The organism is Paenarthrobacter sp. NPDC057981 (assembly GCF_042886835.1).
GTDB lineage: Bacteria > Actinomycetota > Actinomycetes > Actinomycetales > Micrococcaceae > Arthrobacter.
This window is the reverse complement of the sequence record NZ_JBHVQI010000016.1, coordinates 1-22,009: the sequence shown is the minus strand read 5'-3', so window position 1 is coordinate 22,009 and position 22,009 is coordinate 1. Positions and strand designations below refer to the sequence as shown.

At 62.6% G+C, this 22,009-nt stretch carries 19 protein-coding genes; 7 read left to right on the top strand and 12 right to left on the bottom strand.

Going from position 1 to position 22,009, the window contains the following annotated elements; genetic code table 11:
* Positions 1-21: 21 nt before the first annotated feature.
* From ACFVSI_RS14775 to ACFVSI_RS14740, 8 genes are all read right to left on the bottom strand, one after another.
* Positions 22-1,032 (bottom strand): glycosyl hydrolase family 28-related protein, encoded by a 1,011-nt coding sequence (locus ACFVSI_RS14775; RefSeq protein ID WP_387824986.1) that lies wholly within the window; start codon positions 1,030-1,032, stop codon positions 22-24.
* Between the two features lie 381 nt (positions 1,033-1,413).
* Entirely contained in the window at positions 1,414-2,715 is a 1,302-nt protein-coding gene (locus ACFVSI_RS14770) for a hypothetical protein (protein ID WP_387824983.1), read from the bottom strand.
* 8 nt (positions 2,716-2,723) lie between these two features.
* On the bottom strand, positions 2,724-4,193 hold the full coding sequence (locus ACFVSI_RS14765) for an ArnT family glycosyltransferase (RefSeq protein WP_387824980.1): 1,470 nt from the start codon (positions 4,191-4,193) through the stop codon (positions 2,724-2,726).
* Positions 4,194-4,354: 161 nt separating this feature from the next.
* On the bottom strand, positions 4,355-5,146 hold the full coding sequence (locus tag ACFVSI_RS14760) for a PIG-L deacetylase family protein (protein ID WP_387824977.1): 792 nt from the start codon (positions 5,144-5,146) through the stop codon (positions 4,355-4,357).
* The gene (locus ACFVSI_RS14755) at positions 5,143-6,300 is read right to left on the bottom strand and encodes a glycosyltransferase family 4 protein (protein WP_387824974.1); all 1,158 of its coding nucleotides are present in this window, start codon (positions 6,298-6,300) and stop codon (positions 5,143-5,145) included. The genes ACFVSI_RS14760 and ACFVSI_RS14755 overlap by 4 nt, the downstream gene beginning before the upstream one ends.
* Positions 6,301-7,911 carry a lipopolysaccharide biosynthesis protein gene (locus ACFVSI_RS14750; RefSeq protein WP_387824971.1) on the bottom strand — a complete coding sequence of 537 codons (1,611 nt, stop codon included), beginning with the start codon at positions 7,909-7,911 and terminating at the stop codon, positions 6,301-6,303.
* Positions 7,901-9,343, bottom strand: coding sequence for a glycosyltransferase family 4 protein (locus tag ACFVSI_RS14745; protein ID WP_387824968.1), 1,443 nt, complete (start codon positions 9,341-9,343; stop codon positions 7,901-7,903). The genes ACFVSI_RS14750 and ACFVSI_RS14745 overlap by 11 nt, the downstream gene beginning before the upstream one ends.
* Complete coding sequence (locus ACFVSI_RS14740) at positions 9,340-10,137, bottom strand: glycosyltransferase (protein WP_387824965.1); 798 nt, start codon at positions 10,135-10,137, stop codon at positions 9,340-9,342. Before ACFVSI_RS14740 ends, ACFVSI_RS14745 begins: the two co-directional genes overlap by 4 nt.
* A gap of 193 nt (positions 10,138-10,330) precedes the next feature.
* Here ACFVSI_RS14740 and ACFVSI_RS14735 point away from each other — a divergent pair, with 193 nt between their 5' ends.
* A complete protein-coding gene (locus ACFVSI_RS14735) occupies positions 10,331-12,550 on the top strand; it encodes a S9 family peptidase (RefSeq protein ID WP_387824962.1) in 2,220 nt (739 codons plus the stop codon).
* 70 nt (positions 12,551-12,620) lie between these two features.
* Here the strand turns inward: ACFVSI_RS14735 and ACFVSI_RS14730 are convergent, their stop codons facing one another.
* Together ACFVSI_RS14730 and ACFVSI_RS14725 are read right to left on the bottom strand one after the other, a co-directional pair.
* A complete protein-coding gene (locus ACFVSI_RS14730) occupies positions 12,621-13,433 on the bottom strand; it encodes a class I SAM-dependent methyltransferase (protein WP_387824959.1) in 813 nt (270 codons plus the stop codon).
* Between the two features lie 19 nt (positions 13,434-13,452).
* Positions 13,453-13,836 carry an STAS/SEC14 domain-containing protein gene (locus ACFVSI_RS14725; RefSeq protein WP_387824956.1) on the bottom strand — a complete coding sequence of 128 codons (384 nt, stop codon included), beginning with the start codon at positions 13,834-13,836 and terminating at the stop codon, positions 13,453-13,455.
* Between the two features lie 203 nt (positions 13,837-14,039).
* On the opposite strand from ACFVSI_RS14725, the gene ACFVSI_RS14720 reads away from it, so the two are divergent.
* Entirely contained in the window at positions 14,040-15,680 is a 1,641-nt protein-coding gene (locus ACFVSI_RS14720; RefSeq protein ID WP_387824953.1) for an ATP-binding protein, read from the top strand.
* 157 nt (positions 15,681-15,837) lie between these two features.
* On the opposite strand, the gene ACFVSI_RS14715 is transcribed toward ACFVSI_RS14720, so the two are convergent.
* Positions 15,838-16,008 carry a hypothetical protein gene (locus ACFVSI_RS14715; protein ID WP_162239598.1) on the bottom strand — a complete coding sequence of 57 codons (171 nt, stop codon included), beginning with the start codon at positions 16,006-16,008 and terminating at the stop codon, positions 15,838-15,840.
* Between the two features lie 106 nt (positions 16,009-16,114).
* Here ACFVSI_RS14715 and ACFVSI_RS14710 point away from each other — a divergent pair, with 106 nt between their 5' ends.
* On the top strand, positions 16,115-17,167 hold the full coding sequence (locus ACFVSI_RS14710; RefSeq protein ID WP_387824949.1) for a hypothetical protein: 1,053 nt from the start codon (positions 16,115-16,117) through the stop codon (positions 17,165-17,167).
* Positions 17,168-17,169: 2 nt separating this feature from the next.
* Positions 17,170-18,723, top strand: a complete 1,554-nt coding sequence (locus ACFVSI_RS14705; RefSeq protein ID WP_387824946.1) for a putative bifunctional diguanylate cyclase/phosphodiesterase — start codon at positions 17,170-17,172, stop codon at positions 18,721-18,723.
* Here ACFVSI_RS14705 and ACFVSI_RS14700 read toward each other — a convergent pair.
* Complete coding sequence (locus tag ACFVSI_RS14700) at positions 18,716-19,294, bottom strand: GNAT family N-acetyltransferase (RefSeq protein ID WP_387824943.1); 579 nt, start codon at positions 19,292-19,294, stop codon at positions 18,716-18,718. The two genes, ACFVSI_RS14705 and ACFVSI_RS14700, sit on opposite strands and share 8 nt — an antisense overlap.
* A gap of 108 nt (positions 19,295-19,402) precedes the next feature.
* On the opposite strand from ACFVSI_RS14700, the gene ACFVSI_RS14695 reads away from it, so the two are divergent.
* The 3 genes from ACFVSI_RS14695 to ACFVSI_RS14685 are packed head-to-tail and all read left to right on the top strand — an operon-like array spanning position 19,403 to position 21,852.
* Complete coding sequence (locus ACFVSI_RS14695) at positions 19,403-19,867, top strand: hotdog fold thioesterase (RefSeq protein WP_387824940.1); 465 nt, start codon at positions 19,403-19,405, stop codon at positions 19,865-19,867.
* Between the two features lie 8 nt (positions 19,868-19,875).
* Entirely contained in the window at positions 19,876-21,213 is a 1,338-nt protein-coding gene (gene paaK / locus ACFVSI_RS14690; RefSeq protein ID WP_387824937.1) for a phenylacetate--CoA ligase PaaK, read from the top strand.
* A 36-nt stretch (positions 21,214-21,249) separates the two neighbouring features.
* Entirely contained in the window at positions 21,250-21,852 is a 603-nt protein-coding gene (locus tag ACFVSI_RS14685; RefSeq protein ID WP_144659187.1) for a TetR/AcrR family transcriptional regulator, read from the top strand.
* Positions 21,853-22,009: the final 157 nt, after the last annotated feature.

Sequence of the window (22,009 nt, the reverse complement as noted above, 5' to 3'; positions counted from 1 at the left end):
CAGGGTGTCAGCGTGCGTCCATCAGCACAACGTGGTCTGGGTGTTTCTGAGACTCGTATTTCCTGTTCCGGCGGGAAGCCGATAACCACCTGAGTTGCATGCCAGGTTATCCGTCATCGTCACGTACGTCACCGCACGCTCAAAGTCCACTGCTCCGCCAACCGACTTGATGTCGTTGTCCCTGAAGTTGTTCCCCACCACCTTGATGTGGTGCATCTGTTTGGTGCCGTCGTAATAAGCGTCTTCCAAACCGCGGGGCGACCCCCACACGGTGTTGCCGTTGAGATCGATGTTGTAAATCACTCCGGACCCTCCAGCAAGATCAATACCGGCTCCGTGTCGGCCTCCGCGCACGTTGTTGTTGACGATCCGAATATCGTGGGCATCTTCAGTACCGAACGTGTGAACGGCAATTCCGTCGTCCCCGTCCGTTCCCTTTCGTTGGTCGACGACATTTCCCACGATGTCTCCGTGAGCCGTGTTCATTGCGTGGATTCCGTCCAGCTCCGTATATTTCCCGTTGGTTTCGGACTGGGTGCTGCTGTCCTTAACGCACCAGTTTGAACCGCCAACGAAAGCGATTGAGTAGGTGAACGGGTTCTTCGTATGGATGCCTTTGACGAGGGAGTTTCTCGAGTCGCGCACGTCGACTGCATACTCGCTCAAGCGGCCCGCCACGTTGCCGTTCAATGTGTCCCCTGATTGATCCGCGGTGAAATTCGTCAGGGTTGTGTTGTTCGCTCCTGCCGTGGTCACGATCGGATAGCCGCCAGCTGGACCAGTGTTGTTCAGGAAGTTCGGTCCTGCCTTCAAGACCGTCTCCGGCCCCGCACCCTCGAGTCTTACGTTGCTCGCCATACGGAGCTTCCCGTCGATAATGAACGTGCCCGCAGGCATCTTCACGATGCCGCCGCCCGCCGCGCCTGCAGCATCGATTTTGCCCTGAATGCCAGCCGTATCGTCAAGGGCGTCGTTTGGCTTGGCTGTGACCGCAAAGAAGGCGGTGGCACTGCTACCGGTCGCAGCACTCAAGGGTACAGTCCGATGAGGTGACAACGAGGGGCGCTGCAGGCTCGAACATAGGCGTGGCTAAAAGCCGCGGCTGGCGTTATGGCAGTCATTACCAGCAGCGCAGTGCCCGAAACGACCGTCGTCGTGCGGTGGCGCTGCCACAGACGCGCTCTGCCCCTTGCAGGGTCATCAGGCACTGATGCGCGACATCCACGGTGGCATGGGGATGAATCGCATTCGGAAGTTCCATTGCAGATCATTCGCAGTATCTCCTCTTTGAGGCTCAGGTCTGACAGGAGACGCCTAAATGGACTCCTGGACTGATGCTGACGCGGTCTTATAGCAAACCAGCTGTCTTCTGTTTAGTGTCTGCAGCCAGGAGAACATGACGCGGGCTGGGCGTTAGCGGCTCTTGATCACGTCCTTGTAGTGGTCAAGTGTCACCCCGCTGCGCCCCTCAGGGTCGAAGAGGTCTTCTTCGAACCCGAAAAGGAACATGCTCATCCCACATTCGGCAGCATATCCAGGGGCGATCTGCAGTTGCTCGGCCAGGCTGTCCGACAGCGGTGTGCCGCCGGTGTACGGCTTCCAGGGGGCACCAGGATTTTCGCCGACTACGCCAAGTCCTGCCCGGCGGGCCAAGGCACTGGTGTACCTGTGGGAAGACCAACCCGTCACGTCCTCCTCCACGACCCGCACTTCGTCACCCGGAAAGCACCGGTCCTGTAGCGGTGACACGGCGCGCGCAGTCACTGCCGAAATGTCGTCCAATCCAGTGAAGTCCACGTCAACCCCAGGCAAGGTGGAGAGCACCGCGAATTGTTCGAGGTAATCCAGGCCACGTTCCTGCGCCCCGTCCGGGTTCGCCCGCCCGTCCAGCCGGCCTCTGAGAGCTTCCGCTTTATCGGCAGGCAGGACCCCTTTGCCCGCTACCGGCACGTGCACGCGTCCTTGATACCCGAGATTCCGAAGCTCATCCACCTGCCACACGACGGCTCCCACCACTGCCCCGGCGTACCAGTCCCACCAGGCCTGAACCTGCTGACGGCTCACGGCCTTGCCGCTCCATAGGCGGGAGCCCGGAACCCACCCCGGCATGGGGGAAGGTGCGACCCCGTCCGCCAATCCTTTGCCCAGCTGCGGAGGATCACCGTACGACCAGAATTCGCGCTCATTTCCGCCGTCCTCCGGCCCCGGGTACCCCAGTTCCCCCGTGGCGTCCGTCCCTACGCGTATTGCCCCAATGCCCTCAAAGCCCACATCGGATGCGATACGGGCCAAATACTCATGGGCAGCTTCCCGTACTTTAGCGCTGAACACCAGCTCAGCCCCGGAATCCTTCGGCACTCCTCCGGCGCTGCCCTTCAAGAACCCGCCGGGCAAGCTCCGCACCCAATCAGGCGGGTAATGCAGCCCCGGGGACAGGACAACCACCATGCCTGCGTCACGGCAATCTTGCAGCTGCGTCCGCACTCCCGCCACGTAGCGCTGATCAACGACCCCCACCTCCGGCTCGTAGCGATCCCAAGCCAGGGGCAGTTCCACCACAGTCACCCCGGCTTCCCGAAGAGCTTCGATACGTTCAGGGGCACAGGTGGCACCCAAAACACCGAATGACATGGTCTCGGGTGCTGCTGGCTGGGTCGCAACCCCGCAACCGGCATTCAAGCCAATAGCTACGATCGGCAGCAAAGTCGAAAGCACCCTCCGCCTCATCGATACCCTCCGGATACAGGAGGAATTGTCTGTCCCTGGGAAACCGCAGCGTCGAGCTTCATCCGGTCGAGCTTCCACAGAACGGTGTCTCCCGACGTCGGTCCCGTGAAGGTGAAAACAGGCTGTGCATTTTCCTGCAACCAGTTGAGGAGCTCGGGTGCGGCGAAACCATAACCCTCTTTTAGGGGCCGGCCCTGCGTCAGGACATACTGGGCGTTCCCATCCCTAAGGGATAGAAGTGAAGGCAAAACTTCCCACCCTCGATGCGGCAAGAGCGCGAATTCACCAGTCACCGACGTCAGCCCCACCGTCGCGGATTCCGGCAATTCCGCATTCATGAAATCCCGCGCACGGACAAGGCCATCATCCACCACCGACCTCGCTTGAATACCCAGGAGCAGGCTCAGGACCGCCATGGCCGCCGCTGCAGCTGTTACAACCCCTCGAAGTCGCGCACGCCACGAAACCACCATTGCAGCAGCCACCGGTGTAGAAACCAGCGCGACAAGCACAACACAGTAGCCAAATTGCTCCTCCGCCGCTCCGAAAAAGACGGAATAAACTCCCACGAAACCCGTGATCAGTGAGAACAGGCCTATGACGCGCCTGCTTGCCACTGGAGAGAAGGCCGCCACCGCACCAGCCACGATGGAAAGCCCCAAAAGCAGGTAACTGGTGCCGAACCGACTGGCCATGTCCAAGAGCCTGGCTGTCAGGTCCACCTTGGGGGTCGTATTGAAGCCGGTCATCTGTACGGCACCAACCATGCGAAGGACACCTACCGATTTTTGCTCCACGAACTGCGGAAGCAACCCGTTGGCGGCGACCACAGACAGGTAAATCGCGTAGGGAACGATCGAACCGGCCAGGACACGAAGGGCCGTCGCCATGGGAACCGTTCTCCGCCAGAACACGGCGGCCAGAAGGGGGGCAAGAGTGAACGCGGCAGTCATGTCTTTCGTGACGATAGCCAGTCCGAAGACCAGTCCGGCCGCAACTTCCCGCCGCGCCCGCCTGCGGCCTGCCTTGCTGTCCAGCACCAGCAGCACCAGCAACCAACCCGACAGAACTGCCAAACCTGCCGGTGTCTCCATCATCAAGCGCCCATCCATGCGAAGGACGAAGGGATCGCTCGCCAAAATGACGCCGGCCACGACCGCGGGCACCGTTCCCACAAGCCGGCTTACCAACAGAAAACAGAGCACCACCGTCAACGTTCCCAATATGGTGTTGACCCATCGAAGCTGCAGGGCCAGATCCATTGGGTGCCCTTCCAAACCCAACACGCGAATCACTAAGCCATTCAGAGCAAACGAGCCTGGCGGATGGAGAAAGAACGGGTTCCCAAGTATCGATGGCAACTGGCCATGCGACACCTGCTGGGCGATCTCCGCGTATGTTACTTCGTCGATAAAGACGTCATTGGCTCGCTCAACTCCGAACAGCCGGAACACCAGAGCCAGCAACCCCAGAATCATTGCGACCCACAATGGACGGCGAAGCAGCCACGGAGACCTCTCGGCTCGCCTCCGTCCCCGAGCCCCGGAGGGAGATGCTTCAGCCTGGTCAAGCGAGTTCATAATGCCTTTCATAAGTGCGTTTCCACCGTTTGGCGTCCGGTCCAGCGTCATCTGCCAGGCACGTAGTAGGTCTCGGGACGCACTGGAATTTCTCCGGAGGGGAACAAAGCGTCCGCCTGCGTTGCGTACTGCCGGATCCGTTCCGCTTTGGCGGTGAGGCCCACGTCCCACGTCCAAGGCACATATCCAATGCGTTCCAGGTGCTTTTCGTCCGCCTGCGACACAAGGTCATAGGGAAAGTCCGAGTACATCACCAGGCTTTCCTCGTGCTCCTTACCGAGGTCGCGGGTGATGAGGTGGTCCACATGTTTCCCGACCCCCGCAGGACAAAAGAGCAATTCCGCCTTGGTTCGAGCCATGAGCCCGGCTATGTCGTCCCTGAGCCGACGGATTACCTTTTGGTCGCCCCTCGCGACCCGGCCAAGCGCTATATCAAACCGGTAGGTGGAATATCGGTGTGTAAGCTCCGGAAGAAGCCTGTCCCACGCGCTGCTCCCCAACTTCGCAGGCTTCATCCGACGCCGGAAAAGCGCATCCACTTCGCCCAGATGCAGGGGCTGGACCCCCATGGCCTCCAGTACTGCCCGGTCCTCAGATTGCCGGGCCCGAAACAGTTCCCCCGCGTCCCTAACGGTGCATTGGCTCATGAAGGAACGGGCCGCGCGCGTGTGCGGAGCGGGCGACGCCTCAGTAAACAACGTAGCCACGATGATTTGGCGATCTTGGGCCTGCGCTTCAATGAGTGCCCCGCAGGAGAGCACAGCGTCGTCAAGGTGTGGAGACAGGAACAGCCAGGGTGAGTCTCCGGCAAGGGACCGCTCGACCCGTGATTGCTTCACCCTTCAAGCTCCTTCAGAAACAAGGACTTGCCGCCGCCAGGGAGGGATCCCTGAGTTCGATGAGCGCGGAGCGCTGCGGCATAGGCCTGAGCCTGAAGCTTTGCGAGCGCGTCCCAGCTGTAGCCGGCAGCGAACTTCCGCCCTTGGGCAGCTACCTGCTCCAGTCCTTCCAGCGCGTAGCTGCGGACTACTTGGTCTGCGAACTCTTTGACGTCGAACGCCTTGACAACCCATCCAACGCCGGGAGGGATGATTTCCCGTAAACATGGGATGTCGAAGGCGACCACCGGGGTGCCCGCTGCAAGGGCGTCGATGGCCACCAACCCAAAAGTCTCGTGCCGGGAGGGCACCACGAGCAACCGGGCCTCGCTGATTGCCCTGAATTTCCTCGCCCCGGACAACCAACCCAGCATCTGTACCCGATCGGCGAGACCGGCGTCCTGGATGGCGCCATGCAACCAGTCTTCGTCCGGGCCCGTGCCGGCGATGAGCAGTTTGCCGCTTATCCTCGTGGAGGCCTGTGTCCAGGCCTCCAACAGGAGATCCAAACCTTTGTGTCCGCGCTCCAGGCGCCCGATGAAAAGGACATCGTTGCCGAGCTTGGGCCCAATCTCCCACATGCCAGGGTCCACACCGTTGCCGATGACATCGACATGGAGGTTCGCGTTCAGCTCTTTCAACCGTTCACCGATTCCCTGCGAAACCGAGATGAGCCTGTGATGGGTCCTGACGCCCAATCGTTCGATCCAGTGCAGCGGTAGTCTGTACTGCCGTGCTTTTTCTGTCGCATGAAGCCACTGAACGATGCCGATTGTGGGGCGCCCCGTCCACAGGGGTGCAGCCATAGTGGAGAACGGAGCAAAAAAGTCCTCCACCACCAGCTCTGTTGTTGAGCGGCGCCTGCGTACCTCAAAGGGCAAACGCATGACGTAGCCAGCCAGCCGGGTCAGCCGGTTCGATCCCCTCCCTACGCCGATCGGGATGTAGTGCACCCCGTCCTGCACGCGTTCCTCCCAGCCGGGGTACCGGGTGGTCAACACTGTGACCCGGAAGCCGCCGGCCACCAGCCGGCGGTTAATTTCATGGGTCCGTACTGAACCTCCGCCTGCGCCGGGCATGCAGGGGTCCTCAAAGCCCAAATGAAGGACTCTCATCTATTTATCCGTTCCGTATTCGTTGGACTGCACGCGACCGCCGGCCTCTGCCGGACGTGCCATGGATCGCCGCGCGCTACGCAAGTCGACAACGGCACCCACCCGCCGCCGTCGTCGTCGTCGCCTGAAGTCGTTCCGATGCGGCAGCAAGCCGCGCTGGTGGGCAAGCACGGTAACGCCGCTGACGATGGCAAGCGCAAGCCAAACAAATGGCTGGGGGTGGGCAGCCACAGCAAGGATGACAATCAGGGCGGTGGCCACGACGGCGAACCGGCCCGCTCCCTTTCCTGGCTTGGCAGCGGCAAGAATCGGACCCGCCAACACTGCCATGACCAGACCGGAAGCCACCGCGCCGATAGCGGTGCCCACCGCCATCCCCGCCACCGCGTTGAGCTCCCAGCCGGCCCATAGCCCGCCAACGACCAGGAGGCAGGCGCACGCCAGGCCGAGTTGGCAGCGGCGATAAGCACGCATCGCCAGAAGGACCGTGGAGAGCACCATGAGGACGGCATACCCGAGACCGGAGGCTGCCAGCCAAGGCAAGAGCCCCAGGGAGCCGTGGTACTTCTGTGGGATGAGCAGGCCGGCCATCAACGGCGGCGCAGTAGCGATGATGGCGAACGCCACGACGGCAAGTTGCGCGAAGGAGGCAAAGGATGCGGCGAGCACCTCGGCGGTCCTCACGCCGGGAGTGCGGAGCAGCGGAAATGCCACCAACGCCGTCCCGGCGGCAACATAGACCGGCCCTTTCGCGATCGTAGCGAGCGCCTGGAACCCCGCGGCGGCGGTGGACCCGCCGTCGAGATAACCCACCACCACAACGTCGATGCCCACCAGAACCGAGACCACGCAAAGGACCAGCGCGATATCGCTGGTTTCAGTCCATCGCCATTTCTCCAGCAGCACGCGGGGCCGCCAGCGGAGGTCCCGGTAGAACGACCACGGGACAACCAGCGGCGCCAAGCACCCTGCGACGAAGCCCAGAACCGCTCCCCCGGCGCCCCAGGCCAAGCAAATGACCAGCAGGCTGAAGATGAATCTGAGGCCAACTTCACCGATGGTGGACACCGCATACCACGTGAAGCGGAGTTCCCCTTGAAGCCAACCAGCAGGCGCGTTGGCCACGAAAATCGCAAGCGCGGCCAACGCTACGGCTGCGGCCATGGCAGGCGTGGCCACAGCGAGAGTCACGCCGCCTGTGACGATGGCCGCGGCAAGCCCCACCAAACCGGACACGTATACGGAGAATGCCATGCCGCTGCGCCGTTCCTCGGAGCCTTCCGGGTGAACGGCCACCACATGTGACAGGGGTAGCGGAACCAATGCATTGGCAACAATCCCCACGACGCCCAGAATCATTGCGGCTGACGCGAAGTGGATGTATTCCGTGGTTTCAAGCATTGTGGCCATCAGCAGGGTGCAGGCGTAACTGACGGCACCCACCACTCCTGCGGAGATGGCTAGAAAGCCGCTGTTTCTGGCTACTTTTGAGTTGTGTGCCTGGGCTCTGTCCTTGCGTTCGGTCCGTGTCCTGGCCAGGGGTCTGGCCTGCACTTCGATGGTCTTGGTGCGCTGGGGCCCATCCAACGATGGGGTACTGCTAATGGCCATCGATGGCATCAGCAGGAGTAGGCATGCTTTCCGGTCCGGCCAGGAGGGCAGTGTGGTCTGCCTGGCGCAGCTCGGCAGTGGCTACTCCGATGTTTTGCAGGGCTGCGAAAGCCTCGAATTCATCGCGTCCCTTCATCAGCACGGCAACATGCCCGTCGTCGATCAAGGCCACTTCGTCCGTGGGCCGCAGAATGCTCCGGAGGGGCGCGCCGTCGGGCAATTCGAACCTCACCAAGGTGGAAAGATCCGAGTGGCCGGCGAGGGGATCCCCGCCGTCCTTTCGCAACTTGCCCTCCTCCAGCAGCACCCCGGTGAGCAGCCTGGTGCTGCGTTCCCAGGTAAAGCAACGGGCCCAGTCCCGGCACTGCGCCGCGATGTCCGCGGCGATGCCGGGCTTTGATAGCTCCGTGATGGCGTCGACCATGGCACCGCCCAGTTCACGGGGGCTGTCCACCAGCCAGCCCGTTCTGCCATCCACCACGGAATCGCGTATGCCGGGAACCCGGAGTGCCAAACACGGAACACCCCATGCGGCCGCTTCAATCACCGAGCACCCCCAGCCTTCGGAAGCGGATGTGGACGCTGTCAGCCAAGCCCTGCCGAGTATCAGGTCGCGGACATCATTGGGCTGGTAGCCGTGAAACGTCACGGCATGCCCAAGGCCAAGGTCCATGGCGAGCTGTTGCAGGCGTGCCCGTTCCGGCCCGTCGCCGACGATGTCCAGCTGCAGGCGTGGAACACTCCGCGCCGCAACGGCGAACTGCCCCAGCAGGAGGTCCAACCGCTTGTGCGGCACCAGGCGGCTGACGACGGCAATGCTCGGCGGAGACGTCCGGGTCGCCACTTTTCGGGGGATATCGATGGTGCCGTTGGGCACCACGTGAACAGGACCACCGAAGCCCAGCTTCCGCAGTTCCAGCCTCGTGGAGGGTGACACCGCCACAATGGCACGCTGCCCGTAGACGCGTTTGGCACCCGTGTTTTCCAGGAACCGGCCGACCGCTGCCATGGGTGGAGAGAAGCGGGTGCGGAACTGTTCCTGATGGACGTGGTGCACTACCTGGACGATCGGAACGTCCTTGGGGAGGAACAGCGGGGAGAAGAACGGAATCCCGTTCTGGCAGTCCACCACGGCATCGAACCGGACGTTGCTGCGCAAAAGCCGAAGGGCAGTCCTGGCGTAAATGGACAAGGGACCACCTGCCCGGAGAATGCGGATACCGTCGATGACTTCCTCCGGCGACTGACCGGCGTCGCGACCCGTGAACAACGTGACTTTGACGCCGTTCTCCACCCATCTCTTCGATATTTGGTGCATGTATTGCTCGGCACCGCCGGCGTGGGAGTGCTGGACATCGCGCCAGTTCAGCACCAGCACATGCTTCCCGGCCAACCGGCCGGGAGCGTTCAGATCGGGCAGTACGAACGTCATGGCATCGCTTTCTGAAGTTGCAGCACCGAGGCGAAGCTGGCCACGCCGTCCTGGAACGGGCGGAACGTTGACTCTGTTCCGTCCGTCCAGGCCACTGGGATTTCAATGATGCTGGCTTTGTTGTCCTGGAGCCGCAGGAGTAGTTCGACGTCGAACGCAAACCCAGTACTGCGGCACTGCACCATGGCGGCGGTCAGGGCATCGCGCTCAAAGAACTTGAAGCCACACTGGGTATCCTGGATTCCTTTGACCTTGGAGCGGGTCAACACCCGGAATGCAGTGCCGCCCACCCTGCGCCCAAGGTGCTGGGGTCGGACGAAAGTGGATCCAGGTGCGTGGCGCGAGGCGATGACGGCCGCTGCCCCGCGCGAAAGGTGCGCCATGGTTTCGGTGAGGGTTTCCAGCGGCGTGGCGAGGTCGGCGTCAAAGAAGCCGGTGAATTTCGATGTTCCACTGAGGAGGCCCCGCCTGACGGCCGCACCCTTCCCCCGGCGTGCGCAACCCACGACGGATACCGGGACTCCCCCACGCTGCTCACGGGAGACGCGGCGGACGACCGCAGCGGTCTCATCGACGCTGCCGTTGTCCACCACTACGATGCGCGAAGACCATGACTGGGCAGCCAGGAATTCCATGGTCTGGCGCAATGTACCGGGGATTCTGGAGGCCTCGTTGTAGGCGGGAATGATGACCTCAAGGTCTACGTGCGACCGTCGCATGGAGTCGGAGTGCTGGCGGGCGTGGGGATTCCCGTTTCTGCCTTGCAAAGCACCCTGTGGATAAAGTGTGACCATCTGAACCTCCAACTTTCCGAGCACCGTACGAAATCGTGCTCGCAATAGAAGGAGTGAGGGGTCGGCACAACTCATGACGCCAATTCAGGGTTGTAGTTTCAAGTCACAGCCAACAACCAGCTTGCATGGCCCGGTCCGGCGCTGTCAGCGAAATTTCTGGTTCAGTGTCGCAGCGTCTCTATAGAGTGGCCCCATGAGCCACACTTCTTCTGCATCTGCCGCCGCCCCGGAAACTGCTGTGGAGCCGCCGGTCGCCAAGCGCGTTCCGACACGCCGCGAACACCATGGGGATGTTTTCGTGGACCACTACGAGTGGCTTCGGGACAAGGAGTCTCCGGAAGTGGTGGAACACCTCAAGGCTGAGAACGCCTACCAGGAGGCCGTGACAGCGCACCAGGAGCCGCTGCGCGAAGCGATATTCCAGGACATCAAGGGCCGTACCCAGGAAACGGATCTGTCCGTGCCCGGGCGGAAGGACGGCTGGTGGTATTACAGCCGTTCGGTGGAGGGCAAGGAGTACAGCATCCAGTGCCGCGTCCGTGCGCAGGATACCGGCGATCGTGTAGCGGACTGGACCCCGCCGGCTGTTGAGCCGGGTGTCGCTATCGATGGTGAGGAAGTGCTCCTGGACGGCAACATCGAGGCCGAAGGACAGCCGTTCTTCAGCGTGGGTGGCGCCGCTGTGACCGTGGATGGCAACCTCTACGCCTACGCCGTGGACAACGCCGGCGATGAGCGCTTCACCCTCCGGATCAAGGACCTTCGGACCGGAGAACTCCTGCCGGACGTTATCGAGAACATCTTCTACGGGGTGGCCTTCTCCCCCGATGGCACCCGCCTTTTCTACACTGTGGTGGACGAGTCTTGGCGGCCGTACCAGGTGAAGTCCCACGTACTGGGAACGTCCGTCACCGAGGATGAGGTTCTTTACCAGGAGGACGACGTCGCCATGTGGCTGGGCTTCGACCTCGCCTCCGACCGCCGCCACCTGGTGCTCAGCATCGGCTGCTCGGAATTCAGCGAGACCCGGCTGCTTCGCTTCGACGACTACCAAGCCGGCCTCACCACAGTGATTTCACGCGATGAGCGCATCCTCTATGAGGCCGAACCCTTCCTCCTGGACGGCCGCGAAACCCTCCTCCTGACCCACAACAAGGACGCCATCAACTCCATGGTGAGCCTGGTTGATCCGGAAGAACTGGCCAAGCCGCTGGTCGAGCAGCAGTGGAGGACCGTCGTCGGGCATTCCGACGAGGTGCGCGTCAACGGCGCCGGGGTCACCTCCACGCACCTGGTGCTGTCCATCAGGAAGGACACGATCGAGCGCGTGCAGGTGCTGCCGCTCGCTGGCCTGGGAACTGCCTCGCAGGGCACCCCGGTTGAGCCCGCCTTCGACGAAGAGCTCTACACCGCGGGTGTCTCCGGGTCAGACTATGAAGCACCTGTGATCCGCATCGGCTACACCTCGTACTTCACGCCGTCGCGGGTCTACGACTTCGTGCTGCCCACTTCGGAATTGCCGGCCGGCGAACTGCTCCTGCGCAAGGAGAGCCCCGTATTGGGCGGCTACTCGTCGTCGGACTACGTAGCCACCCGTGAGTGGGCGACGGCCGACGACGGCACCCGGGTTCCGCTGTCCGTGCTCCGGCACGCTTCGGTCAGGCAAGACGGGACGGGGGCGGGCCTGGTGTACGGGTACGGCTCCTACGAGGTGAGCATGGACCCCGGTTTTGGCGTGGCCCGGCTGTCCCTGTTGGACCGCGGAATCGTCATGGTCATCGCGCACATCCGGGGTGGTGGCGAACTTGGCCGGCACTGGTACGAGGATGGAAAGAAACTCACCAAGAAGAACACCTTCACGGACTTCATCGCGGCCACTGACTGGCTGGCCGGGTCCGGCTGGGTTTCGCCGGCCCGGATTGCTGCCATGGGTGGCTCGGCCGGTGGCCTGCTCATGGGCGCCATCGCCAACATGGCTCCTGAAAAGTACGCTGCCGTGGTGGCACAGGTCCCGTTCGTCGACGCTTTGACCACCATCCTGGATCCCGAACTGCCGCTGTCCGCGCTGGAGTGGGAGGAATGGGGAAATCCCATCACCGATCCCGAAGCCTATGCCTACATGAAGTCCTACACGCCGTACGAGAATGTGCGGTCAGCGGCCTATCCCAAGATCGCCGCGGTGACGTCCTTCAATGACACGAGGGTCCTCTATGTAGAGCCTGCCAAGTGGGTCCAGGCACTGCGTGCGGAATCGACAGGCAACGAAGCGATCGTCATGAAGATCGAGATGGACGGCGGGCACGGCGGCGCTTCCGGCCGGTACGTCCAGTGGCGCGAGCGGGCTTGGGATTACGCGTTTGTGGCGGACTCCCTCGGAGCCACAGAACTCCTCCCCGGGGCGGGCCTCAAGTAACCGCCTCGCCTCACCCAACTAGGGGACAGATAACGTCGCTCTGAGCTGTCAGTGGACCGTTTGCTGTCCCCTAGTTGGGTTGGCGTGCGCGCAGGATGGCGTAGTAGCCGGGGATGACGTCCGGGGCCGAGGGGTTGCTCAGCGGCCGGGTTTCGATGTTCGTCGCGCCGTCCTCCACAAGGTTCCAGTCCGACGTCGGGAACGCCTTGGCGCGTTGCGCGGCACCAAAGTGCCCGGGCATCGGCAAGCCTCGGATGGCCCACTCAAGTGGCGCCGGGATTGACTTCCGGGTGGCGCCGAGGTGAGTGACGTAGTCCACGGGCGTTCCCCGGAAATTGGTCTCAGCCAGGAACACGCCGCCACGACGTCCGACGACGGGCAGCAGGTTCGCTGCCAGGGCCGCACGTCCGTTGCGGTCCAGTACGTGCAGCACGCCGCGGATAAAGATGTTGGCGTCGCCCGTCCAGCCGACGTCGGCCAAGGCCTTTGCCACGGTCCCAGGAGCGTCAGGCGAGGTCATGTCGCAGACTGCGAAGGCCGTCGTCGGACTCTCCGCCGACTCCAAGCGAGCACGTTCCACCGCGTTGGCCGAGTAGTCCAGTCCCAGTGCCAGCGGGAAATGTTCCGCGAGGAGCCGGGTGAAGCTGCCATTTCCGCATCCCACGTCGACTATGGGAAGGGATGGGTCCAGCTGTGCCAGCTTGGGGAGGTAGCCCTTCAATTCGTTGTCGCTTCCCGAGTCCCACAAAACGTCGCCGGTGGCACCCGTTGAGCGCACGTTGCCCCAGTATTGGTCCCACGCGGTGAGTGGATCCTTGGGCGCGGCGGCCGAGAGCTTGATGAGGCGTGGGATCAGCAGGTACTTCCTCAGCGCGGAGAACATCCTCCAAATATAAGGGGCTTCAGCTTTGTCCCAGCCACTCCAAGGCTTCCGTTTCGGAGGTGAAGAATTTGGTAGGGCATGGAGGCTTCATAATGCCCAGGAAGAAGTTCGCAATGACGCGGTCCACCGGAGACGAACCCCAGAGTGCTATCCGGTTGGCCTGGCACGGCTTCGCGAACACAGACCTTGCGCCACGTGTGACGTCGTCCGTGGTGGCCATGTCCACGATCATGGGGTGGCGTTTGGGCCCACACAGCTCGTTGACCCTGTCCATGGCGCGTTGGGCGTCGGATTCCTTGATCTTGGCGCCTCGCGGCCAGGTCAAGCGCAAAATCCCGGACTCTTCGAGGTCCAGCTGAAACTTCACCTGCTGTTGATCCTGCGGTGTGGTGGGGTGGTCCACGATGCTCCTCCTGCGATCCACTGCCGGTCATACGCCGCTGCAGTGCTTGTTCAAGGCTGTCGAATCCATCGAACAATGTAAAGCTGTGACGTACGACTCATCCAGCGCATTTTCATGGCGGCACCCGCACCGCGTCATGCCGCTGATAGGGTGTTGCCACATCCGGAAATTCCATGGTTGGTGGTTGAGAGGGAGGGGGCTCAGTGGGCCAGAACGGCGCCGACGTACAGCATTCCCTTTCCGCCGTTGTTGCGGATTCAGAGGCGGACCGCCTGACCGTGACAGCGGAGGCATTGGGTGCTGCAGGCTTCGACGTTTTCCGTGCAGCGGACGCCGAAGAGCTGGCCTTGGAGCTCCGGCGCCATAAGCCCGCAGTGATAGTGGCCGGAAGCGCACTTGGCGGAGCTCTCCACAGCCCCGGAGTTCCGGTCCTGTTGCTCCTCGGCGAAGACGAAGTTATTGACGTCAAGGCCGTAGAGTCCTGGCGTGTCGCCGACTACGTCATTGGCCCGGTGCGCAGCGGGGAAATCGTCCACAGGGTGCACACGCTGATTCGACGCTCCTCGGAACGGGAGCGCTCCCGAGGCGAGGTCGAGGCCTTGCGCGAAAGCCTGCGCAGTGTTTCTTCTGCGGTTCGCGAAACCAACGATCCCCAGCAGATCGCGGACCGCGTTGTCCGCGGTTTCGGTGAAGCCCTGCGCGTAGACCATGTGTGGTTCGCGACGTTCCAGGACGAACGGGTCCCCAGCATCCGCGCCCAGTGGAGCCGTGATGGCCTGCCGATGCTTCCGGCACGACTCGGCGACAGCGGAACCACCATCATTGATGTGGCCAACAAACTCTGGACAGAAGCCGATGTCCTGGCCGTGACGGACCACCGGGACAATCCCGGATCGGATATCGCCAAGGCCCTGAAGGCGTGGTCCAGCGATCTCAATCCCGTCTCCACCGTGCTTCTGCCCGTGGGCGAAGGCGCATCCGCCATGGGCATCATCCTCCTGTCCACCGTGGAGGAGCGCCACGACTGGACCCGTGCCGAAATCGCCCTCCTGCAGCACGTAGCAGGCAACGTGGCGCACGGGCTGATCCAAGGCCACCTCATCAGCGCACAGCAGCGTGTCCTCCACCAGCTACGCCAATTGGACAAGGCCAAGACCGACTTCCTGGCTACCGTGAACCATGAACTGCGCACCCCCCTGACATCCATCACGGCGTACCTGGACATGATCCAGGACGGTTCCGGCGGCCCGGTTCCCGAAGGCATCAACAAAATGCTGGACGTCATCGGCCGCAACTCCAGCCGGCTCCGGAAGCTCATCGAGGACATGCTGACGGTGTCCATGCAGGACGGCAGCAACCTGGACCTCAAACCCGTGGATATCGCCAAGCTCCTGCAGGTGGTGGTGGCTACACTGCGTCCGCTGGCCGAATCCCGCCACGTGTCCGTCTCAGTGACGGAGAGCCCGGAAGACATCGAGGTAACTGCCGACGAGGCCAAGCTGGAACAGGTGTTCACCAACATCGTGGCCAACGCCATCAAGTTCACTCCCGAAGGCGGACGCGTGGGCATCAGCAGCGCAGTGTCATCGTCCAAGGATGGCGGAAAGGCAGCGCTGGTGAAGATTGCGGACAACGGCCTGGGCATTCCGGAACACGATCTCCCCCACATCCTGACCCGGTTCTACCGCGCTTCGAATGCTACATCGGCGGCCGTTCCAGGCAGTGGACTGGGCCTGGCGATCGCCCACGACATCATCAGCCGCCATATGGGCCGTATGGTCTTCGATTCCACCCTCGGCCGCGGGACGACAGTGTCCGTGGAGCTGCCTGTTGGCGGACCGTAGGCTGCGAGTCCTTGTGACAGGCCTGTCAATGCCAGCTTCCGGCCTCACCCGGGAAGTCACTAATGCGCGACACAATCTGAAACAAAAATTGATGCCCCGGGCGGCGGCCCGGGGCATCAATTTCATGTCAAGTGGCCTTGAGAGGCTCCCCCAATGTTTAGTTCGGCCACCACCCGATGCTGGTGGTGTTCGTCTTCGTAGTGGTGGTGCTGTTCGGCCACCAGCCGATTGCCGTGCTGTCCTGGGAAGGCTCGGCGTTTGCCGGAGCAGCGAATCCCGTTACTGCCAGAACCGCTGCCATGAGCAGGGTTGCCGCAAATTTTTTCATCCGCTATGCCCTTTCGTACTGATGCGAATTATTGACTGTGACTTGAATAAAGTCACGGGGCAAACTATACGAGCTTTTCATCGGCAATGACATGGATAATGGGCACATGAATAGTCCCCACCTCGCCGCGCACCTTGTGGCCGGCCTCACGGCGCGTGCCAAATGGAAGGAACGGGACTTTGACCAGGCCTTTCGACAGGCTGGTGAAGCTGCCGGCTTGGCCTCTGCCGCCGGGGATGAGCAGTCGTGGTGGAACATGTTGTACCTGCAGGCCGAGTGCCTCCGCGATCAAGGGCGGATCGAGGAATTCCTTCAACTGGCCAAGGAGCTCAAGGACCACAGCTTCACCGCGTCATCGCCCGAACTCGGCGCCAAAGCCGGAACAATGGTGGCCGTGGCATTCCAAGGACTTGGACGGCTGGCAGAGGCGGCGGCAACTGCTGCCGATGCCGCCAAGCTCGCCTCCCTGGACTCCGATCTGGTGTACGTCCAGATCCTCGCCCAGAGGGCACTGATCGCCGCCTTGGCTGAGAGCCGGCTGCTGGAGGACGCGTGGCGCGAATGCCTGGTACTGGAAACGCTGATTACCGACGACGTCGATGAGGACACCGCGGGTAAAGGCTACTGGGTCATCGGAAATGTAGCCTTCCTCGCCGATCGCGTGAGCGACGGCGGCCGGTACCACGACCTCGCCGCGGAACGGCTCTCGCCGTCGAAGGATGTCGATCTCTGGGCACGTTTCAACCGCGCCTCGGCAGAGATGCGCCTCCAAGCCAAGCTCGACGACGCCGCCACCCTGCGCTGCATCGAAAGGGCAGAACTCGCAACGGACATCGTGGGCGGTTCCGAACGCGACCACTTGGAGATGTCCTTGGTCCGCGCCCACTGGAATTTCCTCATTGGCGATATGAAGGAAGCGCTGGCCATTCTCGAGCCGTTGAGTGCACGTTCCTCTGTTCTGGCCACCCAAACCGCAGCCGAAGCGCATTTCCTCCTGGCCCGGGCACTGCTGGATTCGGGGCGAACCGAGGAAGGCTTTGCCGCCTCCGACGTCGCTGCCCAGCTCTTTGACCAGGCCGCTTTGCCGGAGCGGAGTGCAGCCGTTCGCGAATACCTGCAGCAGGGTGCTGGGCCGCAGGACGGACCGCGCGGGGCGTGAACGTGGCCGACGCAAGCATGTACTCCGGGAAGGACCCCCGCTTGGGGCAGCTCCTTGAGGGCATCGTCCGGCTCGCCGCTGGTGATCTGACCACCAGGATCAAAATTTCCGACGCCCGCGACGAGATCGACGCCGTCATCATGGGCACCAACCTCCTGGCCGAGGACCTGCAAATCGTTTACGAAGAGCTGGAACAGAGGGTCCAGGCACGGACCCAGCAGCTCAACGAAGCTCATCTGGCAATGCGGCGCATGGCCATGACGGACCCCCTCACCGGCCTGAGTAACCGTTCAGCATTCGCCGCCGCGCTCAGCGAAGCACAAACCCAGGAAGTGGAGGGAAAGAAGCGCGCTGCCATCTTGTTGCTGGATATGGACGGCTTCAAGGCCATCAACGATTCCCTCGGCCACACGATCGGCGATAAAGTCCTTGAGACCGTGGCCCGCCGGATCAGCGGGGCAGTCCGGGAGCAGGACATGGTGGCCAGGATGGGCGGTGACGAATTCGCGGTGCTGATCCCCGGGGTAACCCCCGCTGAAGCCGCAGTCATCGGCAACCGCATTCTTGCTGACGTAGTTGAACCCATGGAGATTGAGGGCCAGCACCTGCGGTGCGGCGTCAGCATGGGGCTGCGAATGGCCGATCCCGGCCAAGGCGCGCAGGAATTGATGATGGAAGCGGACATCGCCATGTACGAGTCCAAAGCCGACGGCCGTGGCAAGCTCAAGCTTTTCGAGCCGGAAATGCTGCTCGCCCGTCAAATGCGGAACCAGTTGGTGGGCGAGCTGAAAGAGGCGATCGCCGGATCCCAACTGGTGCTCTACTACCAGCCCATCATCAGGCTCGACACACGGGAAATTGAAGGCGTGGAAGCCTTGGTCCGCTGGAACCACCCCACCCGAGGGCTCATCATGCCCGACGAGTTCATCCCCATCGCCGAGGAAACAGGAATGATCTCGGACCTGGGCGGCTGGGTGCTCCGCACCGCCGTCGAGCAGTTGAAGGAATGGCGAAACGACCCCCTCACGGCGGGCCACAACTTCAGCATGCGCATCAACGTTTCGGCGGCAGACCTCCAGCGGCTGGAGTTCGTAGAGGATGTCCGGGAGGCCTTGACCGGCGCCGGACTGGACCCGTCGCTCCTGGTCCTGGAGCTGACCGAGAGCGCGGTGATCCAGGGCAACGATCTGGACCGCTACACGTTGAACAGCCTGCGCCGTCTCGGGGTTGGACTTGAAATCGACGACTTCGGCACTGGCTATTCGTCCATCAGCTACCTGCGGCAACTGCCGGTGGACACGGTGAAGGTAGACCGCACTCTGCTGTCCGCTCTGGGAAGCGATCCCTCCCAGCCCGCCCTGTTGGCCGCGGTCCTGCAGCTCATCAGGGCATGCGGATTGAACGCGGTCTGGGAAGGCATCGAAACCGAAGAGCAGGCCGAGTACTTGTTGGGCATCGGCTGCACCACCGGCCAAGGGTACTTCTTCAGCAGGCCGTTGGCTGCAGCCCAGCTGACGGAACAGCTGAAGCACCACAAGGCGTGGCCGGTCAGCTGACGCTGCGGGTCCAAGGGCGGTGCCGGTTGCGCCACTCGGAGTCCAGGATCGCGTAGATGTTTTCCGTGGCCCATTGACCCTTGTAGTGCCAGTTATCCACCAGGGTCGCTTCCAAGCGCATGCCCAATCGCTGGCAGATTCCCGCCGATCCTTCGTTGAGGGCATCAAGCTTGGCGCCGACGCGATGGAAGGACAAGTGCTCAAAAGCGAGACGGAGCACGGCTTCGGCCGCTTCGGTGGCGAAGCCGTGGCCGCGTGCATCCGGATGCAGAATCCAGCCCAGCTCAGCCTGGCCGGTGCCCTCAAGCCACTTCAGTACTACCTCGCCGATCAGGCCGGGCTGGTCCTGGCGCTCAATGGCCAGGCACACCCAGTCCCCCTCCTGGTTGAACTCGAAGTTGGCGTAGCGGCCCAGCACTTCCATGGACTTGGTCTTGGTCAATTCGTGGCGGAACAGGAACCGCGCGGTTTCGGGGAGGGACTGGTATCCGTGGAAGCGTTCCAGGTCATCAACCTCGAAGCGGCGCAGGATCAGGCGGTCTGTGACAATCGGGAGTTCAATTTCGGGCATGCACTCGAGGCTACTAGGCCTGGACGAATCGTGGCCCAGTCTTGACACGTGGCGCGATCTGGGATTACCTAATGAACATTCGGTAAATAAAGCTGGAGGCAATGACGCATGGTTGAAACAACCCTCTCCGGTGCTTCGCACCACATCCTGACGAACGACTACGCGTCCGAATGGATGGGCATCGAGGTCCTCAAGCTCGACGACGGCCACGCCACCATCCGCATGCACCTCCGGCAGGAGATGCTCAACGGCTTCGGCATGGCCCACGGCGGAATGATCTTTGCCTTCGGTGACACGGCCTTCGCACTGGCTTGCAACCCGGCCAGCCCGACGCCCGAGGAAGCGGACTCCATCACGGTTGCCTCCGGCGTCGACATCAATTTTATCAAGCCGGCTTTCCAGGGACAGGTGATTACCGCCGTCGCAAACCAACGCGCAAGTACCGGCAGAAGCGGTCTGTACGACATCCAGATCTTCGCCGCCGCCCCCGACGCTCCCTCGACTGCCGACGACCAGCCCGGGGAGCTCATCGCTGAGTTCCGCGGTCGCAGCCGGACCATCTCCAAGAAGTAGGAACCCTCATGACCCAGAACACCGTGGCCGCACCCGTATCACCCTCCGATGCCGTGCTGGACCGTGAAGAGACCATCTCCCGCGACGAGCTCGAGGCCCTGCAACTCACCCGCCTACAGCACACGGTTGCCTATGCCTACGACCGCGTGCCACTGTACAAGCGGAAGTTCGATGAAGCCGGCGTGCACCCGTCCGAGCTGCGCGAACTGAGCGACCTCGGCAAGTTCCCCTACACCACCAAGGAAGACCTCCGGCTGGAGTACCCCTTCGGCATGTTTGCGGTCCCGCAGAGCGAAGTAGCCCGCATCCACGCGAGCTCCGGCACTACCGGGCGTCCGACGGTAGTCGGCTACACGAAGAACGATCTCGCCAACTGGGCAACGCTGGTGGCCCGCTCGCTGCGTGCCTCGGGCGTCCGCCCCGGCATGAAGGTCCACAACGCCTACGGCTACGGCCTCTTCACCGGCGGCCTCGGAGCCCACGCCGGTGCCGAAGCACTGGGCTGCACCGTGATCCCCATGTCCGGCGGCCAGACCGAACGCCAGATCCAGCTCATTCAGGACTTCAAGCCGGACGCCATCCTGGCCACGCCCACGTACCTGCTGACCATCGCCGACGCCATGGCCCACCAAGGCATCGATCCCACCTCCACCTCGCTCAAGTACGCGGTGCTCGGCGCCGAACCGTGGACCGAAGAAATGCGCCACGAGCTCGAAACCACCATGAACATCAAGGCCTCGGACATCTACGGGCTCTCCGAAGTCATGGGCCCGGGCGTCGCCGGCGAGGCTGTGGAAACACAGGACGGTTGCCACATCTGGGAAGACCACTTCCGCCCCGAAATCATCGACCCCTTCGACCACTCCACGGTGCTTTCTGATGGCGAACCCGGCGAACTCGTCTTCACCTCCCTGACCAAGGAAGCCTTGCCGATCATCCGGTACCGCACCAAGGACCTCACCCGCCTGCTCCCCGGCACCGCCCGCCCCGCACACCGCCGGATGGGCCGCATCACGGGGCGCAGCGACGACATGATCATCCTGCGCGGCGTCAACCTCTTCCCGTCGCAGATCGAGGAAATCGCCCTGCGCATCCCGGAGCTCAGCCCGCACTTCCAGTTGGAAATCACCCGGCCCGAGGGCAAGCGCATGGACTCGCTGACGGTCCGCATTGAGCGGCGGGAGTCCGTCCCCGTTGAGGCCGGCACGACGGCGGCACACACCTTGCGTGAGCAGATCAAGATCCATGTCGGGTCCTCTTGCGTCGTTGACGTTGTGGAGCCCGGTTCCCTTGAGCGGTCCAACGGCAAACTCCGCCGGATCTACGACATGCGCCCCAAGGGCTAGCGGCTTCTGCTGTTAAGAACGTGAGAAAATGCCAGCATGCCTACTGAGACCACCACCAAGCGCGGACGGCCCGGTTATGACCAGCAGTCGGTGCTCCGCATCGCCGTCGACGTCTTCAACCGGCACGGCTACGACGCTACGTCCATGGGCATCCTGGCCGAGAACCTGGGAATCTCCAAGTCAGCCATCTACCACCACGTGCCGTCCAAGGGCGATCTCCTAAAGCTCGCCCTGGACCACGCACTGGGTGGCTTGGAGGCGATCCTGGAGGAGCCCGCAGCTACCTCCGGTCCTGCCGACGCCAGGCTGGAATTCGTGCTCCGGCAAACCATCGCCGTGCTGGTGGATCGACTGCCGTTCGTCACCTTGTTGCTGCGGCTGCGGGGCAACACGGAGATCGAACGCGACGCGCTGGAACGTCGTCGCGCTTTCGATCACAAGGTGGCTGCCTTGATTTCCGCGGCCCGCGACGACGGCTCGCTGCGCCAGGACATCGATCCCCGCACCGTGACCCGGCTGCTGTTCGGCACCATCAACTCCATCGTGGAGTGGTACAAGCCCGGCGGCTCGCTGTCCCCCGAAAAGCTCGCCGACGACGTCATCACCATGGCCTTCGACGGCCTGCACAGCGCCGCCTGACGCTCACTCACATCCCACCCGCTTGAGCCCAACCCTCAATCACATCCTCAACGATGAAACGCCTGCGGTCGTCAATTTCTTGAGACAGGTTCGTTGTTTGTTTTGGGTTAGGCCGCCAGGGTTTGCTGGGCGCGGGTTTGGTAGTTGGTGTGGGCTT

What these genes read in the sequence shown, in the direction of transcription:
- ACFVSI_RS14695 (WP_387824940.1), top strand. Translation starts at nt 19,403, where the DNA reads ATGGTTGAAACAACCCTCTCCGGTGCTTCGCACCACATCCTGACGAAC.
- ACFVSI_RS14685 (WP_144659187.1), top strand. Translation starts at nt 21,250, where the DNA reads ATGCCTACTGAGACCACCACCAAGCGCGGACGGCCCGGTTATGACCAG.
- ACFVSI_RS14700 (WP_387824943.1), bottom strand. Translation starts at nt 19,294, where the DNA reads ATGCCCGAAATTGAACTCCCGATTGTCACAGACCGCCTGATCCTGCGC.
- ACFVSI_RS14745 (WP_387824968.1), bottom strand. Translation starts at nt 9,343, where the DNA reads ATGACGTTCGTACTGCCCGATCTGAACGCTCCCGGCCGGTTGGCCGGG.
- ACFVSI_RS14715 (WP_162239598.1), bottom strand. Translation starts at nt 16,008, where the DNA reads ATGAAAAAATTTGCGGCAACCCTGCTCATGGCAGCGGTTCTGGCAGTA.
- ACFVSI_RS14730 (WP_387824959.1), bottom strand. Translation starts at nt 13,433, where the DNA reads ATGTTCTCCGCGCTGAGGAAGTACCTGCTGATCCCACGCCTCATCAAG.
- ACFVSI_RS14755 (WP_387824974.1), bottom strand. Translation starts at nt 6,300, where the DNA reads ATGAGAGTCCTTCATTTGGGCTTTGAGGACCCCTGCATGCCCGGCGCA.
- ACFVSI_RS14750 (WP_387824971.1), bottom strand. Translation starts at nt 7,911, where the DNA reads ATGGCCATTAGCAGTACCCCATCGTTGGATGGGCCCCAGCGCACCAAG.
- ACFVSI_RS14710 (WP_387824949.1), top strand. Translation starts at nt 16,115, where the DNA reads ATGAATAGTCCCCACCTCGCCGCGCACCTTGTGGCCGGCCTCACGGCG.
- ACFVSI_RS14735 (WP_387824962.1), top strand. Translation starts at nt 10,331, where the DNA reads ATGAGCCACACTTCTTCTGCATCTGCCGCCGCCCCGGAAACTGCTGTG.
- paaK (WP_387824937.1), top strand. Translation starts at nt 19,876, where the DNA reads ATGACCCAGAACACCGTGGCCGCACCCGTATCACCCTCCGATGCCGTG.
- ACFVSI_RS14740 (WP_387824965.1), bottom strand. Translation starts at nt 10,137, where the DNA reads ATGGTCACACTTTATCCACAGGGTGCTTTGCAAGGCAGAAACGGGAAT.